The sequence below is a fragment of the Cronobacter malonaticus LMG 23826 genome (assembly GCF_001277215.2).
Classification (GTDB): Bacteria; Pseudomonadota; Gammaproteobacteria; order Enterobacterales; family Enterobacteriaceae; genus Cronobacter; species Cronobacter malonaticus.
Genome location: NZ_CP013940.1, coordinates 829,661 through 854,760 on the forward strand (window position 1 = coordinate 829,661; position 25,100 = coordinate 854,760).

Sequence of the window (25,100 nt, forward strand, 5' to 3'; positions counted from 1 at the left end):
TACCAAGTCCAGTCGAATCGAAGAACATCTTTTATCTGAAACGACTCCTAATACCCGGTTAAAGCCACAATAACTCTCGCATACGTAGACCAAAGAAAAATTATGATATTAAATATGTGATTTTTTTTAGTGTTAAGTTGAATAATTAAATACTGGAGAGTTTTCTGTGCACTACCAATTGCTGGTTCATCTGTTCTGCCGCTGATGTTTCTGACGAATCTCCCGGTGACACAGAACTGTCCCTCTCTACCAGCCTTTATTCGACTCAATGTCCGGCTGCTGATACGCAGTTATCCCTTCGTATCAATGACTGACACTTAAACGTAATGCTTTGGTTGCTGGCGTATCTGACAGCTTCTTCGGCGTGAAGGTCGTTGTGTAAGTATACTTCTTGGTTTATTTAGGCTATATAAAACCATGACTATGACTTGCTGTTTTCAGTAAGAGTCTTATCATCCAAAGAATTTATTCTAGAAATTCTTTTTAACTCATTAAGATAATCAACCTCGTTTTCTAAGAACCAATGAAGAACTTTAGAATTGCCAAGTAATTTATTAATATATGACTGGATTATAACGAATTTCAACATATCTGAACCATACTCGGTTTGAAGCTTTTTCGTTTCTTCCGAAGTTGTTGCCATTTCTTGTTCCAGACGAAGTATGGTTTTTTTTATGTCCTTTTTATAGGGAGTGTTTTTCCCTTTATTTACTATCATCGATGCCGGTGTTGCATCCAAGATGCTCATTGCAAATTTTTTACTATAATTATCAAAATTAATCATTGTACCGACTGCTTCAATTTGGCGAATTGGCTTCATTTTCCTCAAAACGTCAAATGTAGCCTTAGGTATAGGTTTATCAGAAAGTTTCGCAATTACACTTGGATCTATGCCGTTCATCACATTCGCTTTATCTTTTATGGCATCAACAGATATGCCCAAAGCAGCACTAAGTTTTTCAATTGATACTTTTGCCAGAGACTTAATTATCATTCTATGTTCTTCAACTACATTTATATGATTCACTTGTTTGTTAGGAGTGAAAGCATCATCTATGCTCGAAAGTATACATGGAGCTTTTTCTATACCTAAGTCTTTTAAAGCCTCAACCCTTAAATGGCCATCAAGTATCTTAGTGACATCTTTATCTTTGTCATAGAATACTATTATTGGTTCAATAATACCTAAGCTTTCGATAGAGGTAACTATTTGATGATATTTATGGCTTCGCTTTACGTTTTCTAATAATTCCTTAGATGGAATTAACTTATTAGTTTCCAGGTAAATAAAATTATCGCCAAAACGTATCTGAATCATTTTAATACCTCTTTGTTTACTGGGGTTAATATCTGAGATGGTAGTTCTGAAAGATTCTCTTGTTCAAGTATATGTTGAAAGCTTTTATTCATCATTATGATGTTAAAAATCTCATTTACTATTAGTAGGTTGGTTTTTATGAATTTTGAGTTGTTATAAACAGATTTATGTTCAGCGATACTATTTTCATAAAGCTCAATCAACTCCTCTGCAGTCATCCTTTTTGATGGTTTGTGATAATAAAATCCGGCTGCTTTTGCACCTTTATTCCCAACTGTTCTTTGATTTAGAATGTGTTTTATCTTTATAATGTCCCGACTTTTTATTAATTTTTTATCATATGCTTCGGTAAGAATATCTTGTGCTTCCTCAGTTTCACATCTTGCAAATTGCACTGCGAGATACAGAGGCAAATTACCCCGTTCGACTGCTGAGAGAAGTTTATGCTCTCCCTTATCAAGTAGCATATTAATACTGCTCACCCAGTTCGATGAATATCCAGTAATCTCACTTATTTCGGAGTCTGAAAGTCCTCTGATTTTCATGTCTTTAATCACCTGTAATAACTCATTAGAACGTGGTCTTCTCCTTGCAATGTTTTCAACTAAACTCATAACGTAAGCATCTTCTTCTGATACATCTCTTATAATTGCTGGAATAATAGTTTCACCTAATGCAACGAGAGCCTCTATTCTCCCTTGACCACAAATTAAAGCATATTTGAAATCGCCTTCATCAATAGCTCTTACGCTTATAGGCTTGCTTAATCCTCTTTTTTTTATGCTTTCCTTTATTTCTTCATGCACTACCTTATTTCTTGTTCGTGGGTTAAGAAATTTTATTTTTGCAATCTCAATTTGAATTATTGGGAATTCATTTTTTTCAGGCAGCATATAGTTCCCTCACTTTCATGCGAGTAATAATTTGTAGAAGTTTATCAAGATTATCAAATCCATAGAGATCTAATCGAATGTTGTTTGTTTCCGTCATGCACATTTTATTATATTCGTTTTCAATCTTTGGTATGATATAAAAATCAAGAGGTGAAATATTTTGTGAATTCATTCGTATAACAATTGTTATGTCTGCTTTCTGTGAGTTATCAAACCGGACTTTCCATCTAAGTTTACCTGATTTCATATGTATGCATTTAGTAACAAGGACGGAAATTAAAAACTCATCATTGATGTAAAGCATTGGGGCATATTTATACTCGTCTATATGACAGTTACTTTTTAAAATTTCACCCTTAAAATCCTCAATTATCTCTGAGTAAAATGATCTTAGTGCTTCATTTATTTTGAGATAGCTGTAATCATGTTCTGGCTTATAACCAATCAAAGTATATGCTCTTAAAAGACCACCAAATCGGGTTCTATAAACAGAAGATGAAGGGCCTGTATCATCTTCATCAATGATAAAGCCTGATAGTTTTCCATTAGATTCTAATTTTTGTTTTAGTTTTTCTAATAGATCTTCATTAGTCAAATGAATGGATCGGAGCTGAATTATTTCTTGAGCTTTATTGTATTTTTTCTTTGAAATAATAGGTTTATATGCCTTGTCACATCTAACCCATTCATGTTTGGGGTTTTTTACAAGCCTACTTTTTAATTTAGATGAGGTTTTGTTATATATGTTGTTTCCAATATATTTTTCATTTGTCAAAATTTGATGTATTTTTGCACGAGTCCATAATGTTCCATTTTCTGCAGGTATGTTCTGTTCATTTAATCTCTCAGCAATAATGAATTCTGGGACGTTATTATCTATAAAGAGATCATATATTCTATTTACAATTTTTATTTCATTTTTTGGTCCCGGAATTAATATTACCCTATCTGTTTGAATACTCTTTCTTTTGCGGAAACTCAATATTTCTTTAGCTATGCCATTTTCGTCTACTAAAAGACGTCTCAGCCCATAACCAGCCATACCGCCTTGATGATAACCAAGCTTTATTAAATTTACTTGCCCTATAAATACCTTTTCAGATAAATTCCTGCTGTGATATGCAGCACTAGATCTTTTTATATTCAGTATAACAGAGGACTCTAAAGGGAAATCTTTAGTGGGTATAGGTTCGGAACAATATATAAGATCTACACCATTTCTCTCAAATAGAAAGGAATAATATGCCGCTTCATCACTATTTTGAAAACGACCAAAACGGCTCACATCATAAAATAATACAGCCTGTATATCTATTTTCTTTTGTTCTACATCGCTAAGTAACTGCTGCAAAGAATGCCTGCCTACGATACTGACTCCGCTCTTACCTGCATCATCGTAGGTATAAGCGATTTCCATATTGTTCTTTTCAGCATAATCTTTGATATATTCGGACTGATTATGTAAAGAATATTGCTGATGGTCGGTAGACATCCTCAAGTACTGCGCGACCCTAACTCTATGATTTTTGTCATTTTCGCTAGCCATGCACGAAACATCATGGATGATTCAATACAATGTAGAGGATAAAATTGATCAAATTTTAACCGAATTCAACTGTTTTATCATTGATTAGAGCGAATTTGGTAGATCTTCGAGGTGTATGATAATCGAGAAGAGATGTGAATTATTTAGCTGATATGACCGACAGCTTTCGTTATGTGGACTCAATGTCCCCATTTGTAAATGGCTATGCTTAGTCCACATAGGTTAATGGTGTGATTATTAATTCTTTAACTAAATCAAGATAGTTAATCCATCATGGGAGAGTTATGCGGCAATAACTTTGCATTTATGAGACGAAACATAGTCACTCCACCATTGCATGAGAACCACCCGTTCAGTGAGATACTCTGCACGATTGTAGGCTGCAATTATTTCATCTTTCTTCGAGTGGGCAAGGGCGGCTTCTAAGACATCAGTCCTAAACTTGCCAGACTCCTCAGCAGCCGTTCTAGCAATGGATCGCATACCGTGAGCTACAAGCTCACCTCCGAAACCCATACGGATTATGGCCGCATTAGCTGTTTGTTCATGCATGTGATTGAGTGGAGCTTTGATACTGGGGAACACCCACTCTCTATGCCCGCTGATGACTTTCATTAAATCCAAAACTCGCAAAGCTTCTTTGCTCAGTGGAACTTTGTGAGGCTTCTTCATTTTCATAAACTCCGCCGGGATGTTCCACATGCCAGTTTCAATATCAATATCTGACCATCTTGTGCGAACAGCTTCACCTGGGCGAACCCATGTGAGAAGTTGCCACTCAATCAGTAGCCTTGTTTCCAAACGGATAGAAGCATTGTTTAGAGCAACCAAGAAGCGAGGGAGTTCGGAAGGGGGTAATGCTGGCATATTCTGTTTTTTTGGCTTGCTGAACCGTTGCCCCAGGTTGTCTGCCGGGTTGAATTCTATGAGTTCTTCTGTTGCTGCATAGCGGAAAATTTCATTCAGGCGGGATATGATGCGGCGAAGTGTTTCAAGGACACCTCGTTTTTCTATGGGTTCTAAATGCTGTTTAAGCATTTTAGGGCGAATCTCCTTAATTGGGGTATCACCCAATGTGGAAAAGATATTTCTCTCTAGGCTTCGCCAGATGTCGTTAGCATGATCTTGGGAGATGCCTGACGTTTTGACTTTCTCATCAAGCCACTTCTTGGCTACTGCTTGAAATGTATGTTCCGTGGCATCTTTCAGTGCATTGGCTTTTTGGTTGTTATGAACTTGGGGGTCTATACCATTTGTAAGCAACGACAAGTATTCATCACGTAAAGCTCGTGCCTTCGCAAGTGTAAGGTGAGGATAGGTTCCTAAGCTCACCTTAGTTCGCTTTTTGGTCACAGGCACTGCATATCTGAAATACCAATTTTTCTTCCCTCCCTTCGCCAGGGGAGCGATTCGCAACAGCAAACCATCGCCGTCAAAAAGGTTAACCTCTTTTTCGGCAGGTTTGGTGCTTTTGATTTCAGTGTCAGTGAGCTTCTTAGCGATTTTGGCCATGTTTGGGACCCTCGATTTTAGGACCCATCTTCGTGGGTCCCATTCAGGGTGCCATAACTCGTAGTTCTCAGCAATTCTCACTAGACTACAATAGACGTAAAAAAGCCCGCAGAGCTTGTGCTGTGCGGGCTTAGTAGACTTTACTGAACTTCAGTACATCAATATTTGGTGGAGCTGGCGGGAGTTGAACCCGCGTCCGAAATTCCTACATCCTCGGTACTACATGCTTAGTCCGGTCTTTACATTCGCCTGGCAGCTGCGGACGGACACGCCACTACCAGACTAGCCTGATTAGTTTTAACGCTTCAACCCCAGGCAGGGCATCCACGCGATCTCTTTTGGGTTTGACCTCTCTTGATCCCCGTCCTAAGAGCGGAGGCTAGGGAGAGAGGGCTCTAAGCAGGTTATTAAGCTGCTAAAGCGTAGTTTTCGTCGTTTGCGACTATTTTTTTGCGGCTTTTTACGAGGCCAACCGCCCCTCGGCATGCACCTTGGGTTTCGCGAATCCCGTCGAATCCAGAATCAGCCCCAAAAGTGTAACGCTAAGTATAACAGAGTTTACCCGTGCGTGACCAGTCCATATCGTTTCGCCTGCTAACTGCTGCATTTTTGCACTTTTTGCAGTGAGGCAGGGTAGTTGCAGCAGAATGAGATATACCTCACAAAACGCCTGACTAGCAGAATATTATCACGCTAAATATTCATTAGCTTTTGGGTTAAATAACAGGAAATAGGAAACAGGATATATTTTTACATTTATTGAAGAAAGTGATGATTAATTCATTTTTGATGATTTCTTTTCTCATTAATAACGCCAGTAGACTTTTTTAAATTTCCGATACTTAGCAAATAATTAAGCGAAGTAGACCACATTTTTAAATCTGCAAGCCCTCTTTTTTTTATCATTTTTTTGCCAAACCGCACCGCGTTGCTTATACATTTTGTTAAGGATTTGTACACATAAACCGCTTCGCTTTGCGTTAAGTGGCTGTTTTTGAGCTTTTTTACAACTATTTCAACTCGTTTCGAGAAAATACCCTCCCCGTTGCCGCCCTGGCTGGTAAGGGGTAACCCATAAGTATCCATTATTGGATGCTTGTGCAGGGCTGTATGCTTCCCCCGTCAGAGGAAATGAAAAATGGCCGTCCAAAATAACGTTTCACCTACCGTGGATATTCTTAATCAGGATACGGGAAATGTAATAACGCATTATTCCCAGAATGCAGACCGGGTGGTCAATTTATCCCAGACAAGCATTGTGCGAATAAATGCTTCTCCTGAAACGGTTAACTTTTATGAACGGCAGGGGAATGACCTGATTGTCCATATGAAAGACGGGACAACAGTACGTTACCAGAACTTTTTCCATCTCGACGCGGAAGGCCAGCACAGCGAGCTGATTTTCGAAGATGACAAAGGCGTGCACCACGCGCTGTTCCCGTTTGCGGCTGAAGCCGGTCCGGCGGTCGCTGAGACGATAACGCCAACGCTCGCTGATACTACGCTTGGCGCGCTCACCGGCGCCGAAGGGCTGACCACGTTACAGGCGCTCGGCGGGATTGCGGCGATTGGCGGTATCGCAGGCGTGGCGATTGCGGCCAGCAACAGCGGCGGCGGTGGTGGCGGCAACGATGATAACAATAACGGCGGCGGCGACAACGGCGGCGGTGACAACGGTGGTGGTGACAACGGCGGTGGTGATAACGGCGGCGGCGATAACGGCGGCGGAGAAACCCCGGACCCGGCGGAAATTGCGCTCGATCCGCTCACCGATGACAACGTATTAAACGGCAGCGAAGTGCTGCAAAATCAGGTCATTAGCGGCACGGTAGATGCCGCTAACGCAGGCCGCACGATTACCGTCACGCTGAACGGTAACACTTACACCGGCGTTGTCGGGGCGGATGGCAGCTGGAGCGTGACGCTGCCTTCCAGCGCGTTGCAGGCGCTGCCGCAGGGGGTGAGCACGATTACCGTGACGCTGGTTGACGTCAACGGCAACACGGTAACCCAGACGGCTGATATCAACGTCGATACCATCGCACCCACCCTGCAACTCACTCCGTTCACCGACGGGGTGCTCGGCGGTGAACAGGCCGCGACCACCCAGATCCTGCGCGGCTCAACCGGCGTCGCGGAAGAGGGGCAAACCGTCACCGTTACACTAAACGGTAAAACGTACACCGCCACGGTTGGCGCAGACGGCAGCTGGCAGGCCGCCATTCCGTCTGCGGATCTGCTGGCGTTGCAGAACGGGCAGCAGTATGTGCTTAGCGTGAGCATCACCGATCTCGCGGGCAACACCACCACCAGCGAAACGCGCTTTACCGTCAATTTTGACCGCCCGGTGCTGGCGGTGGATGATTTTACGGGCGATAACGTGCTGAACGGGGCAGAACTTGCCACCGATCAAACCCTCAGCGGCACCACGCAGAATATCGCGGCGGGCACCGTGGTGACGGTGACGCTGAACGGCCAGAACTATTACGCGACCGTCGGCGGCGATGGCACCTGGCAGGTGACTATCCCGACCGGCGATCTCCAGGCGCTGGCCAACGGCAGCGCAACGCTCACCGTGAGCGTGCCCAACGGCACCGGCGCGCCGCTCACCGTTACCGACACCCTGACGGTGGATCGCACGGTTCCGTCCGTCTCCATCGCCATTCTCTCAACCGATGATTATCTCAACGCGGCGGAAGCGACCCAGCCGCTGGAAATTCGCGGTTTTACGACGGTGACCGGGCCTGGCGCGCAGGTTACCGTGACCTTCAACGATAAAACCTACACCGCGGTGCTGGACAGCGCCGGTAACTGGAGCGTGCTGATCCCGGCGGCCGATCTCGCCACCCTGCCGGATGGCCCGCGCACCGTGACCGCGACCGTCACTTCCGGCCAGACGACGGCCACAGCGGATCGCGTCATCAACGTTGAAATCAACGATCTGCCCGCGCCCACTATCGTCACGCCATTTGGTGATGGCGCGCTGAGCGCGGCGGATTTGCAGCAGAACCAGACGCTCAGCGGTAATACGGGCGTCAGCGGCAGCGGACAGACGGTCACTGTTCAGATTGGCTCCCAGACCTACACCACCACCGCAGGCACCGACGGCGGCTGGAGCGTCACTATTCCGGCCTCGCAGCTGCAAACTTTGCCGCCGGGGCAGACGCCTATCGTGGTGACCGCAACGGACGGCGCAGGCAACAGCGCCAGCGCCACATCAAGCGTGAATATCGACACCACGCCGCCTGCGCTCTCGCTCTATGCGGTGACCGATGACGGCAAGCTGAACGCCCAGGAGCTGACGACCGATCAGGTGCTCTCTGGCAACAGCTCGGAAGCGGGGCAGACGGTCACCGTCACGCTCAATGGCAAAACCTACACCACCACCACCGGCAGCGACGGCAACTGGCAGGTAACGCTGCCTGCCGCCGATCTCGGTAATCTTTCGCCTGGCGCTAACCCGATTGTGGTGACGACCACTGACGCGGCGGGCAACACTGCGCAGGTCACCGATTCGCTGAATGTCAAAACTACGCAGCCGACGGTCACCGTCACGCCGTTTACCGGTGATAACGCGCTGGATGCCGCAGAGATCAAAACCGCGCAGCCGTTGCAGGGCAGCGTCACCAATGCCGAACCGGGCAGCGTGGTGACGGTGGCTATCGGCGCGTGGAGCGCCACGGCGACGGTCGACGCGGCGGGTAACTGGCGCGTGGATGTGCCTGCTGTTGTGCTGCAAGGGCTGGCGAATGGCGATAACAACATTCAGGTAAGCGTCACCGATACCTGGAACCAGACGACGACGATACAGGCGCCGATCACGGTGGATACCGCCGCCTCCGGCGTCGCTATCAGCATCATTGCCGATGACGATTTTATTAACCGCACAGAAGCCGATTCACCGCTGACGATTCGCGGTACCAGCGCCGGGCTGCCGGCAAATACCGAAGTAACGGTGACGCTCAACGGCGTTAACTACACCGCGACGGTCGACGCTAATGGCAACTGGCAGACCACCGTACCGGCGGCGGCTTTGCAGGGCCTGGCGGATGGCAATTATGAAGTGACCGCCACCGCGCAGCAGGGCGGCGTCAGCGACAGCCATACGCTCACCGTCATCATCAACAACCTGCCGGATACCACTATCGATCCGCTGTTTACCGATGGCACCTTAAGCCAGGCCGAAGCGGGCGTGGATCAGGTACTGACCGGGTCTACCGGTGTTGCGGGCGCAGGCCAGTCGGTGACGGTCACGCTTAACGGTCAGGCGTATCAGGGAACGGTGGATGCCAACGGTAACTGGTCGGTCACGCTACCGTCCGGCGCGCTGGATTCGCTGACCGGCAATGATTCTCCGGTGCCGCTGCAAATCGTCGTGCGCGACGCCGCTGGCAACAGCCAGACCACGACGACCGATTTTATCGTCGATGTTGAAGCGCCGACGTTAACCATCAATCCGTTCGCGCAGGATGACGCGCTGAACATCACGGAGGCAAGCCAGGCGCAGGCGTTCTCCGGCGTCGCCACCGGCGCGGCGCAGGGTGACGCCATTGTCGTCACGCTGAACGGCAAAACGTACAACACCACAGTGACCGGCGCGAATGGCGAATGGTCAGTGAATATTCCGGCGGCGGATCTGCAGGCGCTGCCGAACGGCCAGGCGCAGTTTACCGTCACGGTGACCGATGCCGCAGGCAACACCTCAACCGCCACGCGGCCGATTACCGTCGCAGTCGATCCGGCGCGCGCGCCGCTGCTGACCATCGATCCGGTCGGCGGTGACGGCGTGATTGACGCGGGCGAACGCGCGAGCGGCGTCACGCTGAGCGGCACCGCCACTAACGTCACCGCAGGCCAGACGGTCACCATCACGCTTGGCAGTGACACCTTCACCGGCGTGGTGGATTCCGCAGGCCGCTGGGAAGTCAATCTGCCTGCCGACACCCTTGCAGGCCTTACCAACGGCACTTACACCGTAACGGCAGTCGTGAGCGACGCGGCGGGCAACAGCGTCAGCCTCGATCGCGGCTTTAGCGTCAATACCGATATCAGCGCGCTGACGGTGTCACCGGTGACCGGCGATAACCGCGTCTCGCTTGATGATATCGCAGGCGGCCTGGTGCTGAGCGGCAGCAGCGTGAACTTCGCGCCGCAAACCACGCTCACCATTACACTTAACGGTAAACAATACACCGCCACTACCGGGGCTGACGGCAGCTGGAGCGTCACCGTACCGCGCGCCGACGCGCTGGATATCAGCGACGGTAAAGCGACGCTGACCGTCTCCGGTACGGATGAAAACGGCGCTGTCATCTCCGGTAGCCAGAGCTTTACCATCATCACCACCGATCTGCCTGCGGTGACGCTGAACACGCCGTTTACCGATGGCATTATCAGCGCGGCTGAAGTCAGTACGGGCGGCGCGCTGAGCGGCTCTACCGGCGTGACCGGCGCAGGGCAAACCGTCACCGTACAGTTCAACGGCGAGACCTATAACGCCGTGGTGGACAGCAGCGGCAACTGGTCAGTCACGCTGCCGCCTGCGGCTCTGCAAGGGCTGGCGGATGGCACCACACCGCTGGTCGTCACCGCGACTGACGCCGTGGGCAACCAGAACACCTCGCAAAGTACGGTAACCGTCGATCTCACTGCACCGGTGTTGACCGTAAACGACATCACGACGGATAACATCGTTAACGCCACTGAGGCAGCGCAGCCGCTTACCATAAGCGGCAGCGCGACGCCGTACGATCCGCAAAATCCGCAAACGGTCGTGGTGCAGATAGGTGGCCAGAGCTACAGCGCGCTGGTGCAGAGCGACGGCACCTGGAGCGTGACGCTGCCTGCGGGCGCGCTCACCACGCTGCCGGATGGCCCGGTCAGCGTGACCGCGACGGTCAGCGACGCGGCGGGCAATACCTCAAGCGAGAAAATCTCGCTGACGCTGGATGCCTCGCCAGTGAACGCGCCGCTGGTGGCGGTCAATACCGTCGCGACAGATAACTTTATCAACGCCGCAGAGGCGCAGTCGCCGCTGCAAATCACCGGTACCACCACGCGAGTGGAACCGGGCCAGACCGTCACTGTCACCCTCAACGGGCAGACGTACACAGGTAATGTCCAGGCGGACGGCACCTGGAGCGTGACCGTGCCTGCCACGGCGCTGGCGCAGGTGGCAGACGGCCAGCAGACGATTGGCGTAACGGTGACTGACGCCTCGGGCAACCAGGCGTTTGTCCAGTACCCGGTGACGTTTGCGGCCCAGCCTGGCTCGCAGCCACAGCTGGCGGTAAACGCTATCGCGGGCGATGACATTATCAACAGTCAGGAAAGTGGTCAGGATCTGGCCATTACCGGTACCTCTACCAACCTTGCGCCGGGCACCATCGTCAGCGTGGTGTTCAATAGCGTGACCTATACCGGCACCACCGGTGCCAACGGTCAGTGGAGCGTGACGGTGCCTGCTTCGGCGCTGGCAGGTCTCCAGGATGGTAATTACACCGTCACCGCCACCGCGCAGGATGCGGCGCAGAATACGGCCACCGACAGCAGTTCCGTCACGGTGGATACCGCCGAACCGCCGACCGGCATTAACACCGGCAGCTTCCTGGACGACGCCATTCTGAACGTCAGTGAATCGCTTACCGACCAGACGCTCGGCGGCACCACGACGGCGGGTGCCACCGTTCAACTGGTGGTCGGCACCCAGACCCTGACCACCGTAGCGGGCACTGACGGCACCTGGAGTATCACCATTCCGGCGGCGCAGTTGCAGGCGCTGGATAACGGCCCGCAGGATCTGACGCTCACCATCACCGCGCCGAATGGCAACACCAGTACGGTGCCGCTGCCGGTCACGGTCGGCAACGACACTGTACCGACGCTCGCGATAGATACGGTGTTCACTGACGGCCTGATTAACCTGAGCGAAATCGAGGGCGGCGGCGTCATCAGCGGCACCTCAACCGGGCTTGCGCAAGGCACGCCGATTGCGATCGCGATTGGTGGCATTACGCTTAACGGCACAGTGGGCGCAGGCGGCGCGTGGCAGATTACCGCGGGCGCCGACGCGCTGGACGCACTGCAAAACGGCCAGTACACGCTGACCGTCACCGCGCAGGATCAATACGGCAACCCGGCGACGGCGGGGGTGGCGGTGGATGTGCTGCGCACACCGCCGACCGCGACCGTGCCGGATCAGCTCTTTGGCGACGGGACAATCAACCAGAGCGAAGCCGCGCTCGGGCAGCAGATCACCGGTAATACCGGGCTGACCGGCGCAGGCCAGACGGTGCTCATCACCATTGACGGCGGCCAGCAGATTACCGGCACCGTCGATAACAACGGTAACTGGACGGTAGCGCTCACGCCCGCGCAACTCAGCGCGCTGGCCGAAGGCGATCACACGATTTCTGTGACGGTGTCCGACCGGGCGGGCAACACGACCACCAGCCCGGACGCCACCTTCAGCGTCTACGCCGATCCGCTCCCGACGCCGGTGGTCACGGAACCGTTTACCGATGGCATTCTTAATGCTGGTGAAGCCGCCGCAGGCGCTACGCTCAACGGAACGACCGGCCTGCCGGCCGATCGCATCGGTACTGTGATGGTGAGCCTTAATAATGGCGCGATGGTACAGGCCACCGTCGATGCTGACGGTAACTGGTCGCTGCCGCTCACCCCTGCGCAGCTCCAGGCGCTGCCGGATGGCACTATCCCTGTCACGGTGATCGTCACCGATACGGCGGGCAACACCAATACCGGCACCTCCAGCTTTGAAGCGCGTATTAACGATGTGCCGGACGCCACCATCAACACGCCGTTTATCGACGGCGCGCTCAATAACGCCGAAGCGGGCGTCGCCCAGACGATTACCGGTAGCACCGGCGTCAGCGGCGCTGGCCAGACGGTGGAGATTGTGCTCAACGGTAACACCTACACCGGTACGGTGCAGGCCAACGGCGACTGGTCCGTCTCGCTGCTGCCTTCCGCGTTTACGGGCCTCACGCCGGGCAGCACGCAAAACTTCGATGTTAACGTCAGCGATGCTTACGGCAATACTGACACCACTCCAGGTTCGTTCCAGGTCGAGACCCAACTGCCGACGCCTGCCGCGACCACGCTGTTTGGCAACGATGCCATACTGAACATCAGCGAGGCCAACGGGCCATTGACGCTCTCTGGCACCACCGGCATTACGGGTGACAACCAGTATGTGACGGTCACTATCGACGTGAACGGCACCACCTACGTGGCGAATGTGAACAGCGCAGGTAACTGGACGCTGCCGTTGCCTGCGGGCGCGCTCTCCGGGCTGACGCCGGGCGAACATACGCTGACCATCGTGGCGCAGGATAATTTCGGCAACAGCCAGACCATTGATGTACCGTTCCAGGCCGCGCTGACCCCGCCGCAGGTGGCGCTGACCCAGCCGCTGTTTGGCGACGGTTATGTGAATATCGCCGAGGCGGGCGCTGCCAGCACCATTAGCGGCACGCTGACAAGCGATCTCCCGGCGGGCAGCCAGATCTCCGTGACCATCGGTAATCAGACCTTCGGGCCTGACCGCGTAACGGTCACCGGCAATACCTGGACGCTGAACCTGACGGCTGCTGACTGGGCAAACGTGCCGAACGGCCTGCAATCGGTGAACGTGAGCCTGGTGGACGGCGCGGGCAACACCGCCACCACCACCGCGCCGCTCTATGTGTCGCTTGCCGCGCCCACACTTACCATTGACGCGCCGTTTGGTGGTGATGGCCTGAGCGGGGCGGAGAGCCAGCAGACCCAGACCATCACCGGTACGGTCACGAACGTCGAACCGGGGCAGACCATCACGGTGACGCTGGCGGGCCAGACCTTTACTACCACGGTGCAGAACGGCAATACCTGGTCGCTTCAGCTTTCTCCGGCGCAACTGGCGACACTTGCCAACGGCACCGAACAGCTTACCGCGACGGTGACGGATAAAGCGGGCAACGTGGCGACGAGCCCTGTGGTAACCGTGGATATCGACACTACGCCGCCGACCATTGCCGTCGCCATTAATCCGGTGGCGGGCGATAACATCATTAAAGCGGGCGAGCTGGGCGATGCGGTGACGATTTCCGGCACCACGCTGGGCGGCGTTACGGAAGTCACGGTACAGATCAACGGCGCTACCGTCGGCACGGCGACCGTGCAGCCGAATGGCAGCTGGTCGCTGGATGTGCCCGCCACGCAGTTCCCCAACCAGGGGAATTACACCATCATTGCCACGACCGATGGCGGCACGCCTGCCACCACCAACGTAACGGTGACAGTGGATACCATTGCGCCAGACGTGACCATTGGCACCGTGGCGGGCGATAACGTGATTGACGCCTCCGAAGCCAGCCAGCCGCTGGTGCTGAATGGCACCGCCAGCACGTCCGAGGCGGGGCGTCAGGTGGCCGTTACCTTTAACGGTGAAACCTATTACGCCGTGGTTGGCGCGGATGGCGCGTGGAGCGTCACCGTACCGCAAAGCGCGCTGAATGGGTTGTCTGACGGCACTTACCCGGTGACCGCGACGCTTACCGACGCTGCGGGTAATTCCGACACTGCTACCCGTAACGTTACGCTGGACACCACCGGGCCGCTGCTGACGGTGGACGCCGCGGGCGTGCCTGCGGTGCTCAACACCGTGAACGCGGCGGGCGGCCTGCTGTTGCAGGGCACCGGCGAGCCGGGGCAAACGGTGACGCTGCGTCTTGGGCCGTTGACCGAAACCGCCACCGTGGATCAGAACGGCAACTGGCAATACACCTTCCCGCAGCTCGATCTCAATTCGCTGACCGACGGCGCGCAGGTGATCAACATCTCCTCCACCGACGCGCAGGGCAACACGTCCACCAATAACGTGGCGCTGAACGTGGCGTTGAATAAAGGGTTTGGTGTGCTGGTGGACGATCTGTTCGGCGGCGACGGCATCCTGAACGTGGCGGAATCGCTGGTGACCCAGACGCTGACCGGGCAGCTGAGCGGCGACTATCGCGGCGCGACGGTGACGGCGACGCTGGTCGGCACCGATGTCAACATTCCGCTGAACGCGCTGGTGGGCGGCGACGGGCGAATTTCAGTCGACTTCCCGCCAAGCCTCTGGCAGGGCATTGTCGATAACACGCTTCAGGTGCAGCTCAACGTCACCGACGCCTTCGGCAACGTCACGAATAAGATTATCGATATCAACCTGGCGCTGACCGACGTACCGGTCGTAAGCCAGGTGCTAGTCGGCAACGATAACCTGATTAACTTCGCTGAAAGCACGGTTAACCAGACCATCAGCGGCGTCGTCAGCAACGCGGAAAATGTCTCGTCGATTATCGTTAACTTCGCAGGCCAGCGCCTGACCGCAGTGGTGGATGACACTGGCCGCTGGACGGCGACGCTGCCCTCTACGCTGCTCGGTTCGCTGCCGGATGGCCAGGCCGCGTTGCAGGTGGTTGTCACCGATAACGCGGGCAACGTCAACACCACCGGCGCGACCTTTAATGTCGCCATTAACAACCTGCCGACGATTAACATCGGCTCGCTGTTTGGCGACGGCACGCTGAGTATTCCTGAACTGTTGCAGGGCACGCTGAGCGGCACCACCACCGGCCTTGCCGGGCAGACGCTGACCATTCAGATTGGCAGCACTCAAGCCTTTACGGCGACGGTCGGCCCGAACGGCGTCTGGAGCGTCAATCTGCCGGACGCCGTACAAAGCGCGCTGACGGGGATCGCCACCGGAAACCAGACCGTGACCGTGACCGCCTCTGACGTTAACGGCAACTCGGCCTCGGCGACGGGCTCGCTGACGCTGGATCTGGTGGCACCTGTCCTCTCGTCGCTCTCGGTCTTCGGCGACGGCTTGCTGAACGCCGCCGACGCGCTGGTCAGCCAGACGATTTCGGGCGTGGTCACCAACGCGACGGCTGGCTCCAGCGTCAGCGTGGCGCTGGGCGCACGCACCTTTACCGGTACGGTGGGCAGCAATGGACGCTTTAGCATTCAGCTTAACCCGACCGATCTCGCCTCGCTGGCGGAAGGCTCTCTGACGCCGCGCGTGACTATCACGACGCCGGATGGCAATACCACGACGGTCAATGGAACGCCGGTGGTGGTAGGCATCACCACGCTGCCGACGGTCGCCATTAATACGCTCTTTGGCGGCGACGGCTGGCTGAACGCGACGGAGGCCAACGCCGGGCAGGTGATCACCGGCACCAGCAACCTCGCGAGCGGTACGGTGACATTGAATGTGGGCGGCAGCACCTTCACGGCGGCGATTAACAACGGCGCCTGGTCGGTGAACGTGCCAGCCACGACGCTCAAAGGTATCCAGGACGGTACGCTGACGGTCAGCGCCAGCGTTACCGACCCGGTGGGCAACGTGGCAACTGGCTCGCAGGTGGTCAGCGCGATTGTCCAGGCGCTGCCGCAGGTGGCGGTTAACCCCATCTTTGGCGACGGCAACCTGAGCCTCAGCGATCTGCTGAGCCCGCAGCTTATCAGCGGCACCGCCACTAACCTGGCGGCGGGTAGCGCACTGACAGTGAAACTGGGTGCCCTGACGTTTAACACCACGGTGCGCGCCGACGGCACCTGGCAGGTATCGGTGCCAACCACGTCTCTCCAGGGGCTGGCCGACGGCCCGCTTAACGTCACCGTGACGGCGCGCGACGCGGCAGGCAACACCGCCAGCGGCAGCGGCGGGCTGACGGTGAATATCGGCGCGCTGCCGACGCTCGCCATCACCTCGCTGTTTGGCGATAACGGCCTTAACGCCACCGATATTCTGAGCGCCCAGACCATTTCCGGCACCAGCACTAACGCCGTTGGCTCGCAGGTCACGGTGTCGCTCGGCGGTAAAAACTACGTCACCACCGTCGGTAACGACGGCACCTGGCAGCTGTCGGTGCCGAAAACCGATCTCAGCGGGCTGCTCGACGGCACGCTGACGGTGAACGCCAGCGTCACTAACCCGGCGGGCCACAGCACCAGCACCAGCGGCGTGCTGAATGTGATTACCCATTCGCTGCCGATCGTCTCTGTGACCTCGCTGTTTGGCAACGACGGCTACCTGAATGTCAGCGAAGCGGGCAGCGGCCAGACCATCAGCGGGAAAATTACCGGCGCGGCGGATGGCGCGACGGTGAAAGTGACGCTTGGCTCAAACACCTATAACGCGACGGTGGCGAGCGACGGCACCTGGTCGCTGCCGGTCAGCAGTTCGATTCTGGATGGGCTGTCCAACGGCGCGCTGAAAGTCGGCGTTTCGGTGACGGATAAAGTGGGTAACGTTAACAGCACCAGCAGCGACGTGACGGTAAAACTCACCACCCCGACGCTGACGTTCAACCCGCTCACCAGCCTTAACCCGCTGGCGCTGCTCTCAAGCGGGCTGACGCTGCGCGGCGGCTCCACCAACCTGGCGCCAGGCTCGGTGGTGCATCTGTCACTGCTGAACGGGACCGTTAATACCACGGCCATTACCGACAGCAATGGCAACTGGTCAGCGAACCTCGGGCTGGGGCTGAATATTCTGCAACTGCTGTCGCTCTCCAGCGTGCTGAATATCTACGCCACCGATGTGGCGGGCAACACTGGCTATCTTAACGTCGGGCTCGGCGGGCAGATTATCTCCACCACGCCACCTGCCACATTCGCCGCCGCCAGCGTCGATCATGAAGCCTCGCTGTTCGCGCTGGCCGATGAGACCAGCCAGACCGCGACCACGACCGACAGCCAGCAGACTACGGTGACCGCGAAAATCGCTGCCGTCGCCGCGACCACGGAACCGGCCAGCGACACCACCACAGCAACAGCGGACGACAGTACCAGCGTAACAGGGGGCTACACCATTGGCGGCGTCAGTATCGATCTCGCCGATGGCACCAGCCACAGCGGCGACTCGGTACAGGGCAGCAGCGGCAGCGACACGATTCACCTCGCCACGCTCGGTTTTGCATCGCTCGACGGCGGCGCGGGAACCGACACGCTGGTTATTGATGGCGTCAACATCAAACTCGACCTGACGGCGCTAAGCGGACAGGTCCAGCATATTGAGATCTTCGATCTCGGGAAGTCCGGCACTAACAGCCTGACGCTGGATCTGCACCAGGCGCTGACTTTAACCGACAAGCCGGAAGACGATCTGATCGTTAAAGGGGTGAACGGAGATCAGGTCAATCTGGTGAAAGGCGGCAGCGATATCTGGGAAGTCAGCGGACAGCGGGAAGTGGACGGCGTGCAGTTTGACGTCTGGCATAACAGTTCGCAGACCAACACGCTGGGGGATGTCCTGATTCAGCACGGATTGCACGTCAATATGGTCTAACGCCACGGCGCCTCAGGGATGAGGCGCCTGCGTCATTTTAACAATATCACCGGCCGCGCAGACGGCATTATTAAGGTGGAACAGGATGCACAACAAGACAATGCGCTACAGGCGGCTGGCATTGCTGCTGACAACCGTTTTATTCAGTTTACCCGCTATTTCACAGGAGGAGTTTACCTGGCAAACGGCACCGAGCGAGCAGCTACAGGCGCAGCTCACGATAAAAGAAGCCATTCTGCGCGCCTTTGCGCGCAATCCTAAAATCGCACAGGCCGCGGCGCAGATCCGTGTTGGCAAGGCCAATCTGGAAGAGGCGCAGAGCGCCTGGTTTCCGCAAATCTCCTTACAGGGCAATGTCGGGCGAAACCACCGTACCGACTCCTCCGGCTCTCTCAACAGTAACGCCGCAGGCGGCGTGAACCTCAAACAGCTGATTTACGACTTCGGCAAAACCGGCGGCAGCATCGACGAGCAGGAGAATCTCTCCGAAGCCTACCGCTTTCAGCTTTACGACACCCTGAATCAGGTGGGGATGCAGACGCTGCAGGCCTATTTGCAGGTGCGCCGCTACCAGAGCCTCGCGGCGGCGGCCGAGCGCAACCTTGAGTCGCTGCGTTCGGTGCAGGGCATGGCGGATTTACGCTCAGAGGCCGGGCTCAGTACGCAGTCTGATGTGTTACAGGCGCAAAGCCGCATCGCCGGGATGAACGCCACACTTGAGCAGTACCGCGCCCAGGCGCGCTCGGCGCAGGCGGCGCTAAGCGTGCTTACTGGCGTGGTGGCCGATACGTTGCCGGATCTGCCAGAGGATTTGCTGCGACAGCCGATTACGCTCAAATCGCTGCCGTATGAACAGACCAACGCGGTGCGCGCGGCCCAGGCCAAACAGCTCGCGGCTGAACAGCGTATCCGCCAGGCGCAGGCTCAGCACTGGCCAACGGTCTCGGTGCAGGCCGGGCGCACGCGCTACCAGAACGACAATTCCAACTACTGGGATGACCAGGTCCAGCTGGTGGTGGACGCGCCCGTCTATCAGGGCGGCGCGGTGAGCGCCCGTGTGGAGGCGGCCGAAGGCGATCGCGCCAGCGCGCGCGCCGATGTTGAGGCGAGCAAGCTCGATATCAACCAGAAAGCCGCCACCGCCTGGGCCGACCTGACCGGCGCGCAGCAGCGGCAGCAGGCGGGTGAACAGCAGATCGTCAGCGCCGGGCACGCGCGCGAGGTGTACCGCGATGAATACCGGCTCAGCAAGCGCAGCCTGAACGATCTTCTGAGCATCGAACAGGACGTTTTCCAGGCCGACACGCTCGCTATTACCGCCCGCTACGACGTGGGATGCCGCGGTGCGCTACGCCGCCGCGGTGGATAACCTGCTCGATATGCTTGGCATTGAACGCGCCCGGACGACCGGAGATACCCTGCCGTCGCTCTGAGCGCGGCATTTTAAGGAGACGCGATGTCCCAGATCCCTGATACCGAAAGCTGGATCCGCGCCATGACGCGCGCGGCAGGGCGGTTCGGATTGCCCGCCGACGCGCCGGCGGTGCGCCAGCAGATGCGCTGGTTTGAAAATTTACCGCTCGCGCCACGGCTCGAGCGTCTCGCCGGGCTGATGGGCTTACAGGTCCGCCTGACGCCCATTAAAAATATGCGCTGGAACAGCCAGACGCTGCCGGTCATTGTGCAACTGGAAGAGGGCGGGCTGATGCTGCTGGAAGCCATCGACGCCGACGGCGTGGTGACTTACTGGCTGAGCGAAGGCGGCGACCTGGTGCGCGAAGAGCCGCTGGAGGAGTTACTAAAGCGCGTGAAGCCCGACGTGGCGCTGCTCGGTATCGCCGCCCGCGGGCGCGACGCCCGCATCGATGATTTTACCCGCCCTTACGAACAACACTGGTTCTGGCGTCACTTCCGCCATGCCGGGCGCAAGCTGGCGGAGATTTCGCTGGCGTCGATTCTCGGCAATGTGCTGGCGCTCGCGGGCATTTTATTTTCGATGCAAGTGTATGACCGCGTGATCCCGGCGGAGTCGTTCCCGACGCTGTGGGTGCTGTTCTTCGGCGTGCTGCTGGCGGCGCTGTTTGAATTTTTCATCCGGCTTGCCCGCACGCATGTCTCCGACATCATGGGCAAGCATATCGATCTCAATGTGTCGTCGCTGTTTTATGCCCGCGCCATGGCGATTAAAAACGACGAGCGCCCGAAATCCACCGGCTCGTTTATCTCGCAGTTACGTGAGATCGATCAGGTGCGCGAGCTGCTGACCTCCACCACCGTCGGCGCGGCGATGGATATTCCGTTCGTGCTGCTGTTCCTCGGGATCATGGCGCTGGTGGGCGGGCAACTGGTGGCGATCCCGCTTATCGCGATCCCGCTGATTGTGATCCCGGGGCTTCTGATCCAGTGGCCGATGGCGAAACTCGCCAAAGAGGGGATGCGCGAGAGCGCTATCCGCAACGCCGTGCTGGTGGAGTCGATCGAGGGCGTTGAGGATATTAAAGCGCTCCAGGCCGAGCCCTATTTTCAGCGCCAGTGGGAGCACACGCACAGCGTGGGCGCGAACATCGGCATGAAGCAACGCGTCTGGGGCGCGCGCTTAAGCGGCTGGGCCTCGACGGTGCAGCAAATTACTTACGCGGGCATGCTGGTGTTCGGCAGCTATCTGGTGCTCGACGGGCAAATCACCACCGGGACGCTGGTGGCGTGTAGCCTGCTTTCCTCGCGCACGCTGGCACCGCTGATGCAACTGACGATGGTCTTTTCCCGCTGGCAGCACGCCAAAACCGCCATGAGCGGACTCAATGAGCTGCTGAAAAAGCCGCTGGATAAAGAAGCGGGCAGCAAGATGGCGCACTGCCCGGTGCTGGCGGGCCACTATCAGTTTCAGGATGTGCAGTACAGCTACGACAAAGAGAAAGGCGATCAGGCGCTGCTGGTGCCGTCCCTTGAGATCAAACCCGGCGAGCGCGTGGCGATCCTCGGCAAAGTGGGTGCCGGGAAATCGACGCTGCTGAAACTGCTCTCCGGCCAGGCGCAGGCGAGCAAGGGCAAAGTGATTATCGACGGTGTCGATCTGGCGCATATCGATCCGATGGACGTGCGCCGCCAGGTGGGTTTTTTGTCGCAGGAGTCGCGGCTCTTTTTCGGCACCCTGCGCCAGAACCTGATGCTCGGGCACCCGAACGCCACGGATGCTGAACTGTTGCAGGCGCTGCGCATCAGCGGCGCGCTCTCCATGGTGCAGCATGACGCCGCAAGCCTCGACCGGCTGATTAACGAAGGCGGACGAGGGCTGTCTGGCGGTCAGCGCCAGATGGTGCTGCTTAGCCGGCTGCTGGTGCGTAATCCGCAGATTGTGCTGCTCGATGAGCCGACCGCGTCAATGGATGAACAGCTGGAAAGCTACGTTATCCGCCAGCTTCACCAGTGGCTGACCGGCCGCACGCTGGTGCTGGTGACGCACCGCCCGGCGCTGTTGTCGCTGGTTGACCGCGTAGTGGTGATGGAAAACGGCAAAGTGGTGGCGGATGGCCCGCGCGACGCGATTTTGCAGACGGCGCAGCGTAACAGCAATGTCGCCTCGGTGGCGTAAGGAGCATTCATGAGCCAATTAACGATGCAGGAAGAGCTTGCGCGTCAGGGGCGGTTTTATTCGTCGGTTATCTGGCTGACGCTGGCGGCGCTGGTGCTGTTTTTTGTCTGGGCGTGGTTTGCGACGCTGGATGAAGTGACGGTTGGCACCGGCAAAATCACGCCGTCGAGCCGCGCGCAGGTGATTGAGAGTCTGGACGGGGGCATAGTTAACGCGCTGATGGTGCATGAGGGCGATGTGGTGGATCGCGGGCAGATGCTGGCGCGGCTCGACCCGACGCGGTTTCAGTCGAACTACGGCGAGGCGGCGGCGAGGGCGAGGGCGCTGCGCGCGTCCAGCGAGCGGCTGCGCTCGGAACTGACCGGTGAGCCGCTTCAGTTTAGCGAGGAGTCGATGCTCGAACCGGCGCTGGTGGCCCGCGAACGCCAGCTTTATGAGTCGCGCCGTCGTAACCTTAACGAGACGCTGGAGAACCTGCAAAAGACCTACAATCTGGTGATGGCGGAGCTGCGTATGACCCAGCCGCTGGTAGCGAAAGGGGCCGCCAGCGAAGTGGAGGTTATTCGTCTGCAACGTCAGGCCGCCGAGCTGAAGGGCAAAATGGACGACGCGCGCAACCAGTTCGCGGTGCGCGCCCGTGAAGAGCAGGTGAAGAATAATGCCGATCTCGACGCGCAATTGCAGGTAATGGCGGGCAAGGCGGATCAGCTCGATCGCGCCACGCTGTTTTCGCCGGTCCGCGGGGTGGTGAAAGATATCCAGGTGACGACGGTGGGCGGCGTGCTCCAGCCCGGCGGCAAGCTGATGGAGATTGTGCCGCTGGAAGATCAGTTGCTGGTGGAGACGCGCATCAACCCGCGCGATATCGCCTATATCCGGCCGGGATTGCCCGCGACGGTGAAGATTACGGCATACGATTCGTCTATCTATGGCGATCTGAAAGGCGAGGTGGAGATGGTCTCGCCCGATACGCTCCAGGATGAGGTAAAACGCGATCAGTTTTATTACCGCGTGTATGTGCGCACCAAAAGCGCCGAGCTTAAGAACCGCAACGGCAAGCGTTTCCCGATCCTGCCGGGGATGGTCGCCAACGTGGAGATCAAAACGGGGCAGAAAACCGTGCTCGATTATTTGATTAAGCCGCTTAATAAGGTGAAAGAGGCGTTAAGGGAACGGTAGGTTTATGGCCTGACATTGCAGTGGCGGATGTTATTGATATTGATGTGGCGGGAGCGCTATTGAGATGGCGGGAGCGCTATTGAGATGGCGGGTGCGCTGCGCTTACCCGCCCTACACTCGTATATAGTGTCATCTTGTAGGGTGGGTAAGCGAAGCGCACCCACCGGAGATAACAAGTGGCGAAATGGTCATCCAGGGTGGGTAAGCGAAGTGCACCCACCGCGCCCATAAAAAAACCGGCATTCGCCGGTTTTTTTGTCGCCAGGCTTAACGCCCCGCGTTTTTCATAATGCGTGCTTTATCAAGCTGCCATTCGCGCTCTTTCAGATCGGAGCGCTTATCATGCTGCTTCTTACCTTTCGCCACGCCGATTTTGACTTTGCACCACGCGTTCTTCCAGTACAGCGACAGGGCCACCACGGTATAACCATCGCGGTTAATGCGGCCATACAGATTATCCAGCTCGCGCTGGTTAAGCAGCAGCTTACGCGTGCGGGTCGGGTCGCAAACCACATGCGTGGACGCTACGTTCAGCGGCTGGAAGTTGGCACCGAACAGATACGCCTCGCCGTCTTTCAGGATAACGTAGCTGTCACCGATGTTGGCTTTCCCCGCTCGCAGGGATTTAACTTCCCAGCCCTGAAGGGCCAGGCCTGCTTCAAACTCTTCTTCGATGAAGTACTCATGGCGGGCGCGCTTGTTGAGCGCAATGGTGGCTGAGCCAGGTTTGTGTGCTTTTTTCTTGGTCATAGTGCCGCTCAGTATAGGTAATCCGGTCGTAAAACGCACCCCTTTCCCGGGGTGGAAAAGGGTTATCTTAGCATGTCTGCCGGCGAGTTTTTGTTTAATGGATGATAAATGTTATTATTTCTAAGTCGTATGACTCACAGGAAATACTATGCCCCAGATTAGTCGTACTGCCCTGGTGCCTTACAGCGCTGAGCAGATGTACAAGTTAGTGAACGATGTGAAATCCTACCCGGAGTTTCTGCCAGGCTGCGTGGGAAGCCGCGTGCTGGAATCGTCGCCGGGCCAGATGACGGCCGCGGTGGAAGTGTCGAAAGCCGGCATCAGCAAGACGTTCACCACCCGCAATACGCTGATCAGCAATCAGAGCATTTTGATGCATCTGGTCGATGGCCCCTTCAAAAAACTGATGGGCGGCTGGAAATTTACGCCGCTGACCGAAGACGCCTGCCAGATTGAATTCAATCTTGATTTTGAATTCACTAATAAGCTTATCGAACTCGCGTTTGGCCGGGTCTTTAAAGAGCTTGCGTCCAGCATGGTGCAGGCGTTCTCACAGCGTGCCAAAGAGGTTTACAGTGCCGGGTGAGATTCAGGTGGAAGTGGCGTATGCCCTGCCCGAAAAACAGTACCTGCGTAAGGTAAAATTGCCCGAAGGCGCGTCGGTGGAAGAGGCGATTATCGCCTCCGGCCTGCTGGAGCTGCGTAAAGATATCGACCTGAAAAAGAATAAGGTCGGCATCTACAGCCGCCCGGTTAAGCTTGCCGATACGTTAAATGACGGCGACCGCGTGGAGATTTACCGCCCGCTGATTGCCGACCCGAAAGAGCTGCGTCGCCAGCGTGCCGAACGCGCGGCGAAAAAATAAGCCTGCGCGTGCGACGCGTTATTCAATGTCGCCGTCTGGCTCTCGTCATAAAATGCCCAATAAAAAAGGTGCCTCAGGCACCTTTTTTCGTTTGAGCATCGG

Annotated in this window: 11 protein-coding genes, 1 other RNA gene and 1 pseudogene; 6 read left to right on the forward strand and 7 right to left on the reverse strand. The window is 55.7% G+C overall.

Annotation, left to right across the window (positions count from 1 at the left end):
- Window positions 1-421 precede the first annotated feature (421 nt).
- The 6 genes from AFK66_RS03895 to AFK66_RS22895 all read right to left on the reverse strand — a co-directional run bounded on the left by AFK66_RS03895 (window position 422) and on the right by AFK66_RS22895 (window position 6,355).
- Entirely contained in the window at window positions 422-1,318 is an 897-nt protein-coding gene (locus tag AFK66_RS03895; protein WP_000614783.1) for a ParB/RepB/Spo0J family partition protein, read from the reverse strand.
- Entirely contained in the window at window positions 1,315-2,211 is an 897-nt protein-coding gene (locus AFK66_RS03900) for a ParB/RepB/Spo0J family partition protein (protein ID WP_000936465.1), read from the reverse strand. The genes AFK66_RS03895 and AFK66_RS03900 overlap by 4 nt, the downstream gene beginning before the upstream one ends.
- Window positions 2,201-3,757 (reverse strand): recombinase family protein, encoded by a 1,557-nt coding sequence (locus AFK66_RS03905; protein WP_007777502.1) that lies wholly within the window; start codon window positions 3,755-3,757, stop codon window positions 2,201-2,203. Before AFK66_RS03905 ends, AFK66_RS03900 begins: the two co-directional genes overlap by 11 nt.
- A 282-nt stretch (window positions 3,758-4,039) precedes the next feature.
- A complete protein-coding gene (locus tag AFK66_RS03910; RefSeq protein ID WP_007777500.1) occupies window positions 4,040-5,269 on the reverse strand; it encodes an integrase domain-containing protein in 1,230 nt (409 codons plus the stop codon).
- 166 nt (window positions 5,270-5,435) lie between these two features.
- Window positions 5,436-5,799, reverse strand: a transfer-messenger RNA (tmRNA) gene (ssrA, locus tag AFK66_RS03915).
- Between the two features lie 250 nt (window positions 5,800-6,049).
- Window positions 6,050-6,355 (reverse strand): hypothetical protein, encoded by a 306-nt coding sequence (locus AFK66_RS22895; protein WP_007777496.1) that lies wholly within the window; start codon window positions 6,353-6,355, stop codon window positions 6,050-6,052.
- A gap of 52 nt (window positions 6,356-6,407) precedes the next feature.
- On the opposite strand from AFK66_RS22895, the gene AFK66_RS03920 reads away from it, so the two are divergent.
- The 4 genes and pseudogenes from AFK66_RS03920 (at window position 6,408) to AFK66_RS03935 (ending at window position 23,382) form a co-directional block, all read left to right on the forward strand.
- The gene (locus AFK66_RS03920) at window positions 6,408-18,611 is read left to right on the forward strand and encodes an Ig-like domain-containing protein (protein WP_038882249.1); all 12,204 of its coding nucleotides are present in this window, start codon (window positions 6,408-6,410) and stop codon (window positions 18,609-18,611) included.
- 85 nt (window positions 18,612-18,696) lie between these two features.
- Window positions 18,697-20,044: pseudogene (locus AFK66_RS03925) on the forward strand (TolC family outer membrane protein).
- Window positions 20,045-20,067: 23 nt separating this feature from the next.
- Entirely contained in the window at window positions 20,068-22,203 is a 2,136-nt protein-coding gene (locus AFK66_RS03930) for a type I secretion system permease/ATPase (RefSeq protein WP_023898154.1), read from the forward strand.
- Window positions 22,204-22,212: 9 nt separating this feature from the next.
- Window positions 22,213-23,382, forward strand: a complete 1,170-nt coding sequence (locus AFK66_RS03935) for a beta-barrel domain-containing protein (RefSeq protein ID WP_007777474.1) — start codon at window positions 22,213-22,215, stop codon at window positions 23,380-23,382.
- 267 nt (window positions 23,383-23,649) lie between these two features.
- Here AFK66_RS03935 and smpB read toward each other — a convergent pair whose 3' ends face one another.
- Window positions 23,650-24,132: an SsrA-binding protein SmpB gene (gene smpB, locus AFK66_RS03940; RefSeq protein WP_004387953.1), complete on the reverse strand. Its 483-nt coding sequence runs from the start codon at window positions 24,130-24,132 to the stop codon at window positions 23,650-23,652.
- A 148-nt stretch (window positions 24,133-24,280) separates the two neighbouring features.
- On the opposite strand from smpB, the gene AFK66_RS03945 reads away from it, so the two are divergent.
- Both AFK66_RS03945 and AFK66_RS03950 read left to right on the forward strand, forming a co-directional pair.
- Window positions 24,281-24,718, forward strand: coding sequence for a type II toxin-antitoxin system RatA family toxin (locus AFK66_RS03945; protein WP_007763442.1), 438 nt, complete (start codon window positions 24,281-24,283; stop codon window positions 24,716-24,718).
- A complete protein-coding gene (locus tag AFK66_RS03950; protein WP_004387955.1) occupies window positions 24,708-24,998 on the forward strand; it encodes an RnfH family protein in 291 nt (96 codons plus the stop codon). Before AFK66_RS03945 ends, AFK66_RS03950 begins: the two co-directional genes overlap by 11 nt.
- Window positions 24,999-25,100: the final 102 nt, after the last annotated feature.